This window comes from Devosia sp. P2_G7, from assembly GCF_056403495.1.
The window spans coordinates 255,795-270,724 of sequence record NZ_JBFUFI010000003.1 but is presented as its reverse complement, the minus strand read 5'-3'; the positions used below and the strand labels follow the sequence as shown (position 1 = coordinate 270,724).

General features: G+C 64.7%; 13 protein-coding genes and 1 pseudogene. 10 read left to right on the top strand and 4 right to left on the bottom strand.

From position 1 onward, the window contains the following. The first annotated feature begins 13 nt into the window (after nucleotides 1-13). From AC1DWU_RS07495 to mazG, 10 genes and pseudogenes are all read left to right on the top strand, one after another. The gene (locus AC1DWU_RS07495; protein WP_477149339.1) at nucleotides 14-1,021 is read left to right on the top strand and encodes a septal ring lytic transglycosylase RlpA family protein; all 1,008 of its coding nucleotides are present in this window, start codon (nucleotides 14-16) and stop codon (nucleotides 1,019-1,021) included. 39 nt (nucleotides 1,022-1,060) lie between these two features. Next, nucleotides 1,061-2,212: a D-alanyl-D-alanine carboxypeptidase family protein gene (locus tag AC1DWU_RS07490; protein ID WP_477149338.1), complete on the top strand. Its 1,152-nt coding sequence runs from the start codon at nucleotides 1,061-1,063 to the stop codon at nucleotides 2,210-2,212. Between the two features lie 63 nt (nucleotides 2,213-2,275). Next, nucleotides 2,276-2,959, top strand: a complete 684-nt coding sequence (gene tmk, locus AC1DWU_RS07485; protein ID WP_477149337.1) for a dTMP kinase — start codon at nucleotides 2,276-2,278, stop codon at nucleotides 2,957-2,959. 1 nt (nucleotide 2,960) lies between these two features. Further along, complete coding sequence (locus tag AC1DWU_RS07480; protein WP_477149336.1) at nucleotides 2,961-3,989, top strand: AAA family ATPase; 1,029 nt, start codon at nucleotides 2,961-2,963, stop codon at nucleotides 3,987-3,989. Then, nucleotides 3,986-5,536: a methionine--tRNA ligase gene (gene metG, locus AC1DWU_RS07475; RefSeq protein ID WP_477149335.1), complete on the top strand. Its 1,551-nt coding sequence runs from the start codon at nucleotides 3,986-3,988 to the stop codon at nucleotides 5,534-5,536. Before AC1DWU_RS07480 ends, metG begins: the two co-directional genes overlap by 4 nt. Nucleotides 5,537-5,539: 3 nt before the next feature. Beyond that, the gene (locus AC1DWU_RS07470) at nucleotides 5,540-6,316 is read left to right on the top strand and encodes a TatD family hydrolase (RefSeq protein WP_477149334.1); all 777 of its coding nucleotides are present in this window, start codon (nucleotides 5,540-5,542) and stop codon (nucleotides 6,314-6,316) included. Further along, nucleotides 6,316-7,155 carry an MBL fold metallo-hydrolase gene (locus tag AC1DWU_RS07465; RefSeq protein WP_477149333.1) on the top strand — a complete coding sequence of 280 codons (840 nt, stop codon included), beginning with the start codon at nucleotides 6,316-6,318 and terminating at the stop codon, nucleotides 7,153-7,155. Before AC1DWU_RS07470 ends, AC1DWU_RS07465 begins: the two co-directional genes overlap by 1 nt. 49 nt (nucleotides 7,156-7,204) lie before the next feature. Then, a complete protein-coding gene (locus AC1DWU_RS07460) occupies nucleotides 7,205-7,585 on the top strand; it encodes a RidA family protein (RefSeq protein WP_477149332.1) in 381 nt (126 codons plus the stop codon). 87 nt (nucleotides 7,586-7,672) lie between these two features. Further along, nucleotides 7,673-8,410: a hypothetical protein gene (locus AC1DWU_RS07455; protein ID WP_477149331.1), complete on the top strand. Its 738-nt coding sequence runs from the start codon at nucleotides 7,673-7,675 to the stop codon at nucleotides 8,408-8,410. Nucleotides 8,411-8,421: 11 nt separating this feature from the next. After that, nucleotides 8,422-9,238, top strand: a pseudogene (mazG, locus tag AC1DWU_RS07450) (nucleoside triphosphate pyrophosphohydrolase). Here the strand turns inward: mazG and hflX are convergent. From hflX to AC1DWU_RS07430, 4 genes are all read right to left on the bottom strand, one after another. Next, entirely contained in the window at nucleotides 9,224-10,606 is a 1,383-nt protein-coding gene (gene hflX / locus AC1DWU_RS07445; protein ID WP_477149330.1) for a GTPase HflX, read from the bottom strand. The pseudogene mazG and the gene hflX sit on opposite strands and share 15 nt — an antisense overlap. Before the next feature lie 8 nt (nucleotides 10,607-10,614). Beyond that, nucleotides 10,615-10,863: an RNA chaperone Hfq gene (gene hfq / locus AC1DWU_RS07440; RefSeq protein ID WP_055049125.1), complete on the bottom strand. Its 249-nt coding sequence runs from the start codon at nucleotides 10,861-10,863 to the stop codon at nucleotides 10,615-10,617. 166 nt (nucleotides 10,864-11,029) lie between these two features. Beyond that, nucleotides 11,030-12,409 (bottom strand): nitrogen assimilation response regulator NtrX, encoded by a 1,380-nt coding sequence (ntrX, locus tag AC1DWU_RS07435; RefSeq protein ID WP_477149329.1) that lies wholly within the window; start codon nucleotides 12,407-12,409, stop codon nucleotides 11,030-11,032. Beyond that, complete coding sequence (locus AC1DWU_RS07430) at nucleotides 12,409-14,730, bottom strand: sensor histidine kinase NtrY-like (protein WP_477149328.1); 2,322 nt, start codon at nucleotides 14,728-14,730, stop codon at nucleotides 12,409-12,411. The genes ntrX and AC1DWU_RS07430 overlap by 1 nt, the downstream gene beginning before the upstream one ends. Nucleotides 14,731-14,930 lie beyond the last annotated feature (200 nt).

Below are 14,930 nucleotides of genomic sequence, written 5' to 3'. Positions count from 1 at the left end.
CGATGGGGGAGGGGTGCCGCACATCAAGCGGTCCGCCTTCAGCTCCAAGGAATTCGGCGTCGCTGTCAGCCCGCGCGTCACCAACGCCAAGAACCCGCCCAAGGGGGGCGGCCGCTACATGGTCGGCAAACCCTATACGGTGCGCGGCGAACTCTACGAGCCGATCGAGAACCCGATCGGCTACGTCGCGTCCGGCGGCGCCTCCTGGTACGGCAATGACTTCCACGGCCGCCGCACCGCCAACGGCGAGATCTTCTCGGCCAATGCCATTTCCTGCGCCAGCCCAGTGTTGCCGCTGCCGAGCTATGTTCGCGTCACCAATGTCGAGAACGGTCGCTCCATCGTCTGCCGCGTCAACGACCGCGGCCCGTACCTGCATGGCCGGGTAATGGACCTGAGCTATCGCACCGCCGAAATCCTCGGCTACGCCGGCAACGGCGTCGGCAATATCCAGGTCCAGTATATCGGCCCCGCGCCGCTCGACGGCGATGACACCCGCATGCTGCTCGCCAGCGTAGACCGGCCGACCCGCATGGAGCAGGGCACCACTCGCCTCGCCATGACTGACACACCTACCCAGGTCAGCGTTACCGGCGGCCGGATCAATTTCGCCGACTACAATCAGCAGGCGAGCACGGAAGAGCGCCCGAACCTGCTCGGCGGCATCATGGACATGTTCGGCTATGCCGACACCGGCGCTGCCGACCAGGCGATCAACGAAGCGCACGCTGCCGCCAACGCCATGGCCACCCGCTCGGGCTCGCTGGATGCCTGGGTTGCCACGGTCGATGAGGACAAGCGCGCCATCAAGCTCAAGCTCGGCGTTTTCGCTGATGCCGCACAAGCCGACGACGTGGCACTGCAGTTCGCCATGCTCGGCGCTGTCGACGAGGAGGCGGTCCGCATCCCTGGTGCCGATGCCACACGCCTGACACTGACGCACCTTAAGCCCGGCGTGGCGCGAGATGATGTGATGTCGCTCGCCAGGAACCTTGGACTCAAGGATTTGGTGCTCTATTAGTCGAAGGGTGGCCCGCACTGGCCGCCATCGGGGTTGAGCTTGCGGAACGTCGTCCTGAAACTGCTGGTGTCGTTACTCACTGTCCTGTGGGCCCTGTCGGCGCACGCGCAGGATTTCGACACCAAGGCGCCATTTGCGGTGCTGATGGACTACGAGTCGGGCACGATCCTCTTCCACAAGGCTGCTGACGACCAGCTCGAGCCTGCCAGTATGGCAAAGCTGATGACGCTGGCCGTGGTGTTCGACCAGTTGCAGCGCAAGAAGCTCAATCCAACCGACGAGTTCTTCATCTCCGAGCATGCCTGGCGGGACGGGGGTGCGTCCTCCGGCGGCTCCACCATGTTCGCGGAGCTCAACTCCAAGATTCAAGTGATGGACCTGGTCCGCTCCGTCATCATCCAGTCGGGCAATGACGCGGCGATTGCGCTCGCCGAAGGCATCGCCGGGAGCGAGCTCAGCTTCGCCCAGATGATGAACCAGCTCGGAAAGGAGATCGGCCTCACCGGCTCGAACTTCGTCAACGCCACGGGGCTACCCGATCCGGCGCAGTTTTCGACGGCCCGTGACCTCGCGACCATCGCGCGCTTCATCATCGCCCAGTTCCCCGAGTACTACCCCATCTTCTCCGAGAAGGAGTTCACCTGGAACAAGATCCGCCAGATGAACCGTAACTCGCTGCTCGAGATCGGCATCGGCGTCGATGGCCTGAAGACCGGCCACACTGAGTCCGCCGGCTACGGCGAAGTAGTCTCCACCGCCGCGACGGGCCGCCGCCTGATTGCCGTGCTGCACGGCCTCAAGTCGATGACCGAGCGCACCGAAGAAGCGCGGAAGCTCGTCACCTGGGGTACCCGTGGCTTTGAGCTGATTCCGGTCTATCCCGAAGGCGCTGCCATCTCCCATGCCGATGTCTATGGCGGCAGCGCCGGGCAGGTGTCGCTGGTGGGCAAGGGCAGCATCGACCTGTTCCTGCCCAAGGGCGCGCAGAACTGCCCGCAAGCCACCGTGACCTACAAGGCGCCGATCCGCCCGCCTGTGCAGAAGGGCGATCAACTCGCCCAGCTCAATGTCATGTGCAACGGCGCCGTGGTACAGGTCACCCCGCTCTTTGCAGGCGAGGACGTCGGCGACGGCGATATCGTGCGCAAGGCGACCGACGCACTCAAGGAACTGGCGCTCGGCTGGCTCTAGTACTAGAGACCGGCAGAAGTTCATGGACTTTTACCGGACCAAGCAGCGAGGAACCCGCGCCTAATGCTCGATATTCCAGCCAAGGCAGCGGCCCGTTTCATCACCTTTGAGGGGGGCGAAGGTGTCGGCAAGTCGACGCAGGTGAAGCGCCTGCTGGTCCGGCTCAACCGCATGGACATCGAAGCAGTCCGCACTCGCGAGCCCGGCGGCACGCCTAAGGCCGAGGCCGTCCGCGCCTTCATCCTGCAGGGTCGTTCCGAAAGCTGGGGCGCCGGCGCCGAGGCCGTCCTCTTCGCCGCCGCCCGCTACGACCACGTCAGCAGCCTCATCGCCCCCAGCCTCAACAGCGGCAAATGGGTGATCTCCGACCGCTTCCACGACTCGACGCGTGCCTATCAGGGCCTCACCGGCGGTGTAGACGACAAGCTGATCCGCGGCCTAGAGACGCTGGCGCTGGACGGCCACCAGCCCGACATCACCTTCATTCTCGACATGGACCCGGCCGTCGCCTTCGCCCGCGTGAACAACCGCGAGATCGAGAAGGCACTGGCTGAAACCGGCGACCGTTTCGAGAAGGAGGACCTCGAGTGGCATCGCCGGCTGCGGCAGGCCTTCCTCGCCATCGGCAAGGCCAATCCGGAGCGTTGCATCGTGCTGCCGGCCGGGCAATCCGAGGATGCGCTGGAGCAGGAGATCTGGGATACGCTGATCCGGCGCTTCCCCGAGCTCGAGGCAAAGGCCGGCTGAATTGGACTATCCCGAACGCGAACCCGACCAGCTCGAGGGCGTCCCGCTACCCGAGTTCCAGACCGGCGTTTCCGGCCACGGTTCCGCGCGCGCCACATTGCTCGATCGCCTCGATGCCGGCCGGCTGCCCGGCGGCATCCTGATTCACGGTCCGCGCGGCATCGGCAAGGCAACGCTGGCCTTCGACCTCGCGCGCCGCATCTTCGAGCACACGGGTGACGAGTCGCCCGAGCACATCGCCGCCCAGGTGGCCGCTGGCGCCTATCCGAACCTCTTCGTCATGCGTAAGGCCACCCGCGACACCGGCAAGGGCTACTACACCGCCATCCGCGTCGAGGAAGTCCGCCGCTTCATCGAGGAAATGCGGATGACCCGCGGCCGCGCCGGCCACCGCATCGCCATCGTCGACCCGATCGACGACTGCAACGTCTCGTCGTCCAACGCGCTGCTCAAGATCCTCGAGGAGCCGCCGGCCGACACGACGTTCCTGCTCGTTTCACATCGCCCAGGCTCGCTGCTGCCCACGATCAAGTCGCGCTGCTTCCAGGTGGCACTCCGCCCAATCGCCGATGGCGACGTCCGCACCGTGCTCGAGCAGGTCGGCGGTCAGGCCGTCGCCATCGATCGCGCCGTGTCGCTGGCGGGCGGCCGCCCGCGCCGCGGCTTCGAGGCGATGCTGCTGGGCGAGGGGGGCGCGCTGCAGCTCCTCCAGTCCTGGTTGGTTGACCCTGTCGCCGCACCATCCGCAGCCCGCATCGCGCTCGCCGATGCGCTCGGCGCTGATCGCGACTCCGCCGAACTCCGCTTCGCCCGCGATATCCTCAACGACTGGCTGGCCGACGCCGCCAAGTCCGCCGCCGCTGCCGGCGACCGTGTCCGTCTTGCCTCTGCCAACGAGCTATGGGACAAGGCCCAGCTTTCACTCGCCGATGCCGATGAATACAACCTCGACATGCGGCAGACCCTGGTCGCCATTTTCGACGCGATCCGGAAACACCAGCAGTTGAGCGTCACCTCGTCCGCCCCATGACCGATTCCTTCTACGTCACCACCGCCATCGCGTATCCCAACGGCGAGCCGCACATCGGCCACGCCTACGAGATGATCACGACCGACGCGATTGCCCGCTGGGCCCGGCTGGAAGGCAAGGACACCTTTTTCCTCACCGGCACCGACGAGCACGGCATCAAGATGGTGCAGACGGCTGCCGCGCAGGGCATCACCGCTCGCGAGCTGGCCGACCGCAACGCGGCCCGCTTCAAGGAGCTGGCAGCCCGCCTCGACGTCTCGAACGACGATTTCATCCGTACCACCGAGCCGCGCCACTACGAGTCGAGCCAGGAACTCTGGCGCAAGATGGCCGCCGCCAACAACGGCGACATCTACCAGTCGACCTACAAGGGGTGGTACTCGGTCCGCGACGAGGCCTATTTCGACGAGGAGGAGCTCACCAACGGCGAAGATGGCAAGAAGTTCGCGCCGACCGGCGCCGAGGTGAAATGGGTCGAGGAAGACAGCTTCTTCTTCCGCCTCTCCGCCTACCAGGACCGGCTGCTGAGGCTCTACACCGACCGCCCGGACTTCATCGCGCCCGAAGAGCGCCGCAACGAGATCGTCTCGTTCGTGAAGGCGGGCCTGCGCGACGTCTCGATCAGCCGGACCACCTTCGACTGGGGCATTCCCGTGCCGGGCGCCTCCGGCCACGTTATGTACGTCTGGGTCGACGCGCTCACCAACTACATCACCGGCGTCGGCTTTCCCGATGGCGCCTCCGAGCAGTTCAAGAAGTTCTGGCCGGCGAACCTGCACGTCATCGGCAAGGACATCATCCGCTTCCACACCGTTTACTGGCCGGCCTTCCTGATGAGCGCCGGCATCGATGTGCCACACCGCGTTTTCGCCCACGGCTTCCTGACCTCCGAGGGCAAGAAGATGTCGAAGTCGGTCGGCAACATCGTCGACCCGCACGAGCAGCTCGACCTCTACGGCACCGACCCGGTCCGATGGTACTGCCTGCGCGAGATCAGCTTCGGCCAGGACGGCGACTGGGGCCGCGAGAAGTTCATCAACCGCAACAACTCCGACCTCGCCAACAATTTCGGCAACCTGGCGCAGCGCTCGCTGTCGATGATCCAGAAGAACTTTGGCGGCGCGCTCCCTGAGGCGCAGCCCACCGAGGCCGAGCGCGCCATCGTCGCCACGGCGATCGAAGCCATCGGCAAGATGGACCTCGCCATGAAGACCCAGCAGATCCACGAGGCTGCCGGCGAACTCACGACGCTGCTCAATGCTGCCAACCTCTATTTCGCCGACCAGGCGCCGTGGGGGCTGAAAGCGGATCTGCCGCGCATGGGCACGATCCTTGCGACGACCGCTGACATCGTCCGCCGCGCCGCCATCGCCGCCCAGGCGTTCGTGCCGGGCTCCGCTGCGAAGTTCCTCGATGCATTGGCCGTGCCGGCTGACCAGCGCCTGCTGAGCCATGCGCTCAGCGCGTCCGGCGTTCCCGCCGGAACCGTCTTGCCGCCGCCCGAGCCGGTGTTCAAGAAGTTCGAGCACGCCAAACCGGCCGCCTGAGCCATGCTGATCGACTCGCACTGCCACCTCGATTTCCCCGAGCTCGCCGCCGATCGGGCCGGCGTGCTGGCCCGCGCGAAAGCGGCGGGGATCGACGGCATGGTCACCATCTCGACCCGGGTGAAGCGCTTCGACGAGATCAAGGCCATCGCCGAGGAGAATCCCGAGGTCTGGTGCTCGGTCGGCACCCATCCGCATCACGCTGACGAAGAGCTCGACATCTTCACCGAGGACCTGGTCCGTCTGAGCGAGCATCCGAAATGCGTCGCGATCGGCGAGGCCGGGCTCGACTACTTCTACGACAATGCGCCCAAGGAGGCGCAGGAGACCGGTTTCCGCCGGCACATTGCCGCGTCGCGCCTCACAGGCTTGCCGCTGGTGATCCATTCCCGTTCAGCTGACGTTCATATGGGTGGCATCCTGACAGAGGAAATGGGGCAGGGGGCCTTCCCTTTCGTGCTCCACTGCTTCACCGGCGGCGCCAATCTCGCCCGTAGGGCCCTCGATCTCGGCGGCTACATCTCGTTCTCCGGCATCATCACCTTCAAGAATGCCGAGGAGATCCGCGAGGTCGCGAGGTTCGTGCCCGCTGACCGTTATCTTGTTGAAACAGATGCACCTTATCTGGCTCCCGTGCCGCATCGTGGCGGCACCAACGAGCCGAGTTTCGTAGCCCATACTGCCGCCAAGGTCGCCGAGGTTCGAGGCATTCCCATCGAGCAACTCGCGACCGAGACGACCGATAGCTTTTTCCGTTTATTCTCAAAGGCTAAGGCGTAATGCCTGAAGCACACCGTATCGTAGCGACGATCATGGGCTGCGGCTCGTCCGGCGGCGTGCCGCGCATCGGCGGGCACTGGGGCGTCTGCGACCCGGACAACCCGAAGAACCGCCGCAGCCGCTGCTCGCTGCTGATCGAGGGCTATTCGGACGGCTCGGACCAGCCGACCCGGATCATCGTCGACACCGGTTGCGACCTGCGCGAGCAGCTGCTGCGCGCCGAGGTCGATCGGGTCGAGGCCGTGCTCTACACGCATGAACACGCCGACCATACCCATGGCATTGATGATCTTCGCGTTTTGGCGCTGAACCACCGCAAGCGCGTTGACGTTTACTTCACCGCCGAGGCGGCCAACCGCATCGTTCCGAGCTTCGCATACTGCTTCACAGCACCGCCGGGTTCCGGCTATCCGCCGATCCTCAACCAGCACCTGATCGAAGCCGGCACACCGCTGACCGTGGATGGGCCAGGGGGCTCCATCACGGTTCTGCCGTTCCGCCAGGACCATGGCGACATCTTCTCGTTGGGCTTTCGCATCCGGAATTTCGCCTATTCCTGCGACCTCAGCGGCATCCCAGATGGCTCGCGCGAGGCGGTCAGCGGTCTCGATACCTGGGTGCTCGACGCACTCCGGCCGACGCCGCATCCGAGCCACCTGAGCCTCTCCGAAGCACTTGAGCTGGTTGAGGATTTGCGCCCGCGCCACGCCGTGCTGACGAACCTGCACATCGATCTCGACTACGCCCAGACTGACGCGATGACGCCTGATCACGTCCGGCCGGCCTATGATGGGCTACAGGTCGACATCACTACCGGCGAGATCATCAGTCCTCGCTAGCCCACGCCGGCGCTATCATAGCGCAACACAACGACGGAGCTGCGCCGCCATGATTGAAGTCATCGACACAGGCATCGCGCCGTCTAACGGGCCGATCAACGACTGCGTACGAGCCGGCAATCACGTGTGGCTCGTGGTGTTGGCCGAGGATCCTAAAACCGGCGTGATCATCGACGGCGACATCGAGCTGCAGACGCGCCAGGCGCTGTCGAACCTCAAACAAGCCATCAACGCCGCCGGCGGCGAGCTGACCAACATCGTCCAGGTGCAGATATTCCTCGTCGACAGCGCCGACGCGCCGGGCATGAACCGTGTGTACGCCGAGTTCTTCAACACCAAGCCATATCCGATCCGTGCCACAGTGGTGGTCAAGGAGCTGCTGGCCAAGGGGCTGAGGATCGAGATCACGGCAACGGCCGTGCTGGGATAGAGCTGCACGAAACAGCCGCCAGCCGTTCAGTTCGTTCAATGCGAGAGTTCCATAATATATCTTATGCGAATGGAGGATGCGCACCAGATGCCGACCGAAACCGATCTGATCCAGCAGCTTATTGAGGCCCAGCGTTCCAGCAGCCAGAACGTTGACGCGGTGCCCTATTCCACCCTCGACCGCGACGCCGCCCAGCGGATACAGGTCGCGACCATGACCGGGCTCGGCGAAGGCGCCGGACTGCTGAAGACGCTTATCACGCCCGATGGCGTCGGCACCTGCGCACCGATCTATCGCTCGCGCTTCGGCCGGAGCGGCGCATTCCAGTTGCCGTCGGCGACAATCACCGGGCTCGAGGTCGAGATCGGTCTGGTGTTGGCCAGCGATCTCACCAGCGAGGCCGCCAACCGCGACGAGATCGATATCATCGAGGCCGTCGACTATTACTTTGTCGGCGTCGAAGTTTGCGGCACGCGCTATGTCGATCGCGCGGCCGCCGGGTTTATCGGCGGACTGGCCGACAACGCCTCGGCTTTCGGCTACGTCATGGATCCGAGCCATCGCGATGCCGGCGCCGAGATCGCCAACTACGACGTCCACCTTGAGTTCGCTGGACAGCAAATCTGGAACGGTCCGGCCAAACACTCGTTCGGCACCGTGCTTAACTCCTTCATTGCCTACGCCAAGAACCAGCGTTCTGAGTTCCAGCTGAAGGCCGGTACCATCGTCACCACCGGCTCACTCTGTGGGCTCGTGCCCGCCAGCGGCCCGGGCCATGTGGTGGCGCGCGTCGGCAGCCACACCGTCGAGTTCGATATCGTCTGATCGGAAATCCCATGCAGCCCTCGCGCGACATCTCCCGCCTCATCGAGATCATGGCGGCGCTTCGCAACCCCGACGGAGGCTGCCCGTGGGATCTCGAGCAGGACTTCTCGACTATCCGGCACTACACCATCGAGGAAGCCTACGAGGTCGCCGATGCCATCGAGCGGAAGGACTATGCCGACCTCCGCGAGGAACTGGGCGACCTCCTGCTCCAGCCCGTCTACCACGCTCAGATGGCATCCGAGCAAGGCCTGTTCGATATCGGCGACGTGGTTTTCGCTATCACTGAGAAGCTGATACGACGACATCCTCATGTGTTCGGCGAGGAAGCGGCGCGTAATGCCGGTGGCGCCAAGGCAAAGTGGGAAGAAGTGAAGGCCGACGAGCGGGCCAGGAAGGCCGAGCGCAAGCAGGCGCCCTCGTCCATCCTCGACGACGTCCCGCACGTCCTGCCAGCACTCGCGCGCGCCGAAAAGCTCAGCAAACGCGCCGCCTCCGTGCAGTTCGATTGGCCCGACTGGCGCCAGACGCTGGACAAGGTGCAGGAAGAACTCGGCGAAGTCCGCGAGGCGGCCGACGCGGACGACAAGGCCAAGCTGCACGAGGAGGCTAGGCGACCTGTTGTTCGCCACCGCCAACCTCGCCCGCAAGCTCGGCGTCGATGCTGAAGCCGCCCTGCGCGACGCCAACCTCAAGTTCGACCGCCGCTTCCGCTACGTCGAGGCCCGCGCCGGCGAAGACGCGGTGCCACTGGCAGAGGCTGGTCTCGACCGGTTGGACGGCTACTGGAACGAGATCCGGGCCAAGGACCGCTCAGGCGGCGTCTGAGCCTTCGATGCGTCCGGCAAAGCGCACGGTGAAGGCGTTCTTGTGCCGGGCTTCGACCCGGACCTCGTAGACCTGCCCGTTCTCGTCCGGCTCATCCTTGCCGATGATCTCGGCATGCCCATAGAGCCAGCCGACATCGGCGCCGGCCGTGTGCGGCACCAGCACGCGGTAGGTGCGGCCCTGCCCGGCCAAGACCTTCTCGATGGTGTCGAGCAGCTTATCCAGCCCCTCGCCCGTCTGCGCCGATACCGGCACCGAAGCAGCGACCTTTCCGAGCGGCGACAGAGTGGCCAACGCCGGGTAGCTACCATCGGCATCGCGCTCCAGCAGGTCGACCTTGTTCCAGACCTCGATGATCGGCGTGCTGTCGGCCGACATGCCGAGTTCTTCAAGGACCTTCAGCACGTCCTGCGCCTGCGCCTGATGATCCGGATTGGCGACGTCGCGGACGTGCAGGATCACGTGCGCTTCGAGCACTTCTTCCAGCGTGGCGCGGAAGGCGGCGATCAGGTCGGTGGGTAGATCAGAGACGAAGCCCACGGTGTCCGACAGCATCACCTCCCGGCCATGCGGCAGGCTTATCTTGCGCACAGTGGTATCGAGGGTGGCGAACAGCAAGTCCTTCGCGAACACCCCTGCCCCGGTCAACGCATTGAATATGCTGGATTTACCCGCGTTTGTATAACCAACAAGCGCCACCACTTGGAACGGCACGGCATCGCGCCGTCCCTTTTGCTGGCCGCGCGTCTGGCGGACCTTCTCGATGCGCTCTTCGAGCATCTTGATCCTGTCCTGCAACTGCCGCCGGTCGCTTTCGAGCTGCGTCTCGCCTGGGCCGCCCATGAAGCCCATGCCGCCCGACCCGCGCTGGCGCTCGAGGTGGGTCCAGCTGCGGACCAGCCGGCTCTTCTGGTAGTTGAGATGGGCCAGTTCGACCTGCAGCACGCCTTCGCGGGTCGCGGCGCGCTCGCCGAAGATCTCGAGGATCAGCCCGGTGCGGTCCAGCACCTTGGTGCCGGTTTCCTTCTCGAGGTTGCGCTGCTGGATGGGGTGCAAGGCGGTGTCGACGAGCAGGAGTTCGATTTCCTCCTCCTTCACGCGCTTGGCGATCTCGTCCACATGTCCGCCGCCGATGAAGGTGGCGGGCTTGATCTCCCGAACCTTGGCCACCTCGGAGAACACGATCTCGACGCGGATGGCGCCTGCCAGTCCCTCGAACTCGGCCTTCCGCGCTTCGATGCTGTGGTTGGTGGCGCGGCCTCGGACGTCGGGTATGACGAGGCCGACGCGGGTCGGCGCCGCGCGCTGATCTATGAATGCCTGAGGGCCGCCCTTGCGGGCGGCCTCGTCGTCGAAGTCATCGGTCAAGGTATGTATCAGTCCTCGCCGGTGTGCTCGGGATCGAACAGCTGGATCGGAGCACCCGGCATGATGGTCGAGATGGCATGCTTGTAGACGAGTTGCGATTGCGCATCGCGTCTCAAGAGCAGGCAGAAGTTGTCGAACCAGGTGATCACGCCCTGCAGCTTGACGCCGTTCACGAGGAAGATCGTGACCGGTACCTTCTGCTTGCGGACATGGTTGAGGAACGCGTCCTGGAGATTCTGGGTCTTTTCGCTGGGCATTTCCTGGCCTCTTTTCGCGGGATACTAGGGGCATTGGCCAGCGGCCACGCCCTGTTAATGGAGCAACGGCCGCCACCGCCCCTGCCCCTTTTTGTCGTCATTCTCCCATCGCAGGTGAAGTATGGCACAGAAGAAACCGAGTGCCTACCCGTACGGATGGACGGGCCTAGAGCCCGAGCGATTTGATTTTGCGGTGCAAAGCGCTTCGCTCCATACCGACGAACTCGGCGGTTTTCGAGATGTTGCCGCCAAAACGCTCGATCTGCGCCATCAGGTACTGCCGCTCGAAAACCTCGCGGGCATCGCGCAGCGGCAGGCTCATCAGGTGGGCCGATGAGTCGCTGTCGCCGACCGTGGGCAGCACCTCGCCAATATCCGGCGGCAGCAGCGCGGCGGTAATCACCCCATCGGCTGGCGTCTGGTCCTTGACGAGGATCAGCAGCCGTTCGATCGAGTTGCGAAGCTGACGGGCGTTGCCGGGCCAATCCTGCGCTTGCAGCACCGCCACGGCATCGTCGCCGATCGAGAGGCTCTTGAGGTTGTGCAGGCGACAGACCTGCTCGATGAAGACTTCCACCAGCGGCGGAATGTCCTCGCGGCGCTCCTTCAGCGGCGTCAGGTGCAGGGGCACGATCGACAGGCGGTGGAACAAATCGGAGCGGAACTGGCCCTGCTCGATCAGTCCGGCGACGTTCTGTGAACTGGACGAGATGATGCGTACATCGATGGGCACCGCGACGGCGCCACCGACGCGATTGAACTTGCTCTCGACCAGCGTGCGCAGCAGCGCCTGCTGAGCAGCCTGCGGCAAAGCCGCCACCTCGGAGAGGTAGAGCGTCCCGCCATGGGCGCGCTCCAGAGCGCCAACCTCTGTTCGCAGCGTGCCGGTCTTCTCGCGGGTCTCGCGGCCGAACAGCACGACGCCAACCTCTTCCGGCGAGTAGAGCGAGCAATTGATCTCGACGAACGGCGCCTCTGCGCGGGTGCTTCGCTGATGGATCAGGCGCGCCGACAGGCCTTTGCCGGTTCCGGATGACCCGGAGATGAAGATACGCGAGTTGGTCGGAGCCGATTTCTCGATGACGCCCCGGACCGCCTGCATGGCCTGCGAGTTGCCGACCAGCTCGACCGTGTTGCTCGACCGCTCGCGCAGGTCGGCGACCTCGTTCTTCAGCCGTGCGGCTTCCATCGCGCGCTGCGTGATCAGCAGCAACCGGTCCACCTTGAACGGCTTCTCGATATAGTCGTAGGCGCCGCGCCGGATGGCGCTGACGGCCGTTTCGACGTTGCCATGCCCGGAGATCATCACCACCGGCATGTCGGGGTGCTGGCTCTGGAACTCATCGAGCAGTTGCAGGCCGTCGAGGCGGCTGCCCTGCATCCAGATATCCAGGAAGACCAGGCTCGGCCGACGCCGGGCGATCTCGTTCAGCCCGGAGTCGGCGTCATGCGCCTGCCGGGTCTGGTAGCCCTCGTCCTCGAGGATGCCGGCGATGAGGTCACGGATGTCGTCCTCGTCATCGATGATCAGAATGTCGAGGGCCATCAGGTATTATCAACCGCTTGCAATTGCGGCTCCTCTTGCTGTCCGCTTTCAGGGTCTGCCCCACCCGCTGCGTCGCTACTCGTCTGGGTAGCGGCCTGCTGCTCCGCTACCGTCGTCGGGGAAGCTGCTGGCTCCCCCTCGTCTGCTTCGCCCGGCTGCCGTAGCGGCAGGGTGAACGTAAAGCAGGCGCCGATGCGCCCGTTTTCATCCGGCTCGGCGTCGACCAGGTCGACCTTGCCGCCGTGCTGTTCGATGATCTTCGCGACGATCGCGAGGCCCAGGCCGGTGCCCTTCTCGCGTGTCGTTACGTAGGGCTCGAGCAACCGATGCCGGTTCTCCTTCGGCCATCCCTTGCCGTTGTCCGATACCGAGATGCGCACCATTTCGCCTTCGGCGCCAGCCTCGACAGTGATCACCGGATTCTTGATACCCTCCAGCCCCGCCCCTTCGATCGCTTCCACCGCGTTCTTGATCAGGTTGGTCAGCACCTGGCTGATCAGCCGGTTGTCGAACCAGGCCGTGATCGGCGCCTCGGGCAGTTCCATGTTGATAGTGACTTCGGGCAGCCGGACGCTTTCGAGGAAGACCGCCTGGCGGATCGACTCTGTGAGATTGCCCTTGTCGAGCTTGGCTTCCGGCATGCGGGCGAACGAGGAGAACTCGTCGACCATGCGACCGATATCGCCGACCTGTCGGATGATGGTGTTGATGCACTTGTCGAAGACGTCGAAGTCGTCGGCGAGCTTGCTGGCATAGCGTCGGCGCAGCCGCTCGGCACTGAGCTGGATCGGGGTCAGCGGGTTCTTGATCTCGTGCGCTATGCGGCGGGCTACGTCGGCCCAGGCGCCGGTGCGCTGGGCGGAGAGCAGGTCGGTAATGTCGTCGAGCGTGACGACGAAGCCCTTGCTCTCAGTCATCGTGCCCTCGCGGGTCAGCTGCACCTGGTAGGTTCGGTAGTCCGGACCCGAGCCGATCTCGATCTGATCGCGGATGGTACCGCGACGGGCCGAGCGGGCCCGTTCGATGACCGGTGCCAGCGCTGGAATGACCTCGTCGATGCGCTTGCCGACGAGTTCGATTTCGTCGGAGCCCACCATTTCGGCCGCGCGGAGATTCACCAGTGTGATGGCGCCGAACGGGTCGAGGCCGACGATGCCGGCAGACACGCCCTCCACCACGGCCTCGGTGAACTGGCGGCGTTTCTCGTTTGTCTCGTTCGCTTCGACCAGGGCGACGCGCTGCGTTTTCAGCTGCTGCGTCATGGTGTTGAAACGGTTGGAGAGATCGCGAAGGTCGCCCCTGCCCTGTTGCACCGGCACCCGGACATCGAGGTCGCCGTCCGAGACACGGCTCGACGCAATCATCAGGTTCCTGATCGGATCGACGAACCGGTTCGCCAGCGCGATGCCGATCCACACGGCAGCGAGCAGCAACACCAGCGCCAGGGCGATGTACATCAGCGTGAAGGTGATCTGGAAGACCAGCCGGTTACTCGCATAGTTGCGGTACTCGGTGATGTTCTCGTCGGTGAGCCGCATGAACTCGCGTACTTCGGGATCCACCGGCCGGGCGACGAACAGAAAGGTGTTGTCGTAGCCGCGGAGCTTGACGACCGAGCCGACGAGGTTGGTGCGGCCGGGAGCGATCTCGGTTGGCGTGCCCTCCACGACGCCTTGCGTCAGTCCTTCGGGAACGCGCGGCGCGGTGCCCGGGGCATTGATCTGGGCCTTCATCAGCGTATCGCCATCGGCCGAGATCAGCGAGGCGAACGGCAGCGAACGGTTGACGGCAAGGGCGGTCAGGATGCGCTGGTACTTGACGCGGTCGGTCTCGAAGGTGCCGCGGGCCTGCTCGAGCTCGGTGGCCACCCAGATGATGTCGTCGCGGAGCACCTGTGAGTGCTCGCGCATGTAGGAGTTGGCGACGATGCGCGAACTATCCACCATAGTGCGGGTGCGTTCGGAGAACCATTGGTCGAGGCCCTGGTTCAGCGAGATCATTGCCACCACGGCCACCAGCAATGCCGGGATCGCGGCCACCGCGGCGAACATCGCGACCATGCGAACCTGTAGGCCTGCGCCGGCCTGCCCGCGCATCCGCGCCTGGATCAGCAGCGTCGCTTCGGTGAGGACCAGCGCGACGACCGACAGCACCAGCAAGCCATTGACGAACCAGATGATCGTCCAGACCTCGGGGGTCGGCTCGATGTCGGTGGCGCCGGTCATGATCAGGAACGATCCCGACGACACGAACACCGACAGCAGGACGATGATCAGCCCGACTGTGCGGATCGCCTTGCGGCCGGTGTCGCCAAACAGCAACGGGCGCGTCCGGGGCTGCGATGGCGCCGGAGTCGACTCGGGTTGTGCGTCGCCGATGAGCGTTGCGTCGTGCATCCAGAGGCCGGGTTGTGGGCGGATCGTGGGCTCCCCCACTCCGATTCACCCTTCAGGACAATTGTTGCTGAAATGTGACACCAGCGGGAGGCGCCGGGACTAGTCTCCGCCTTCCGTAACCTTAT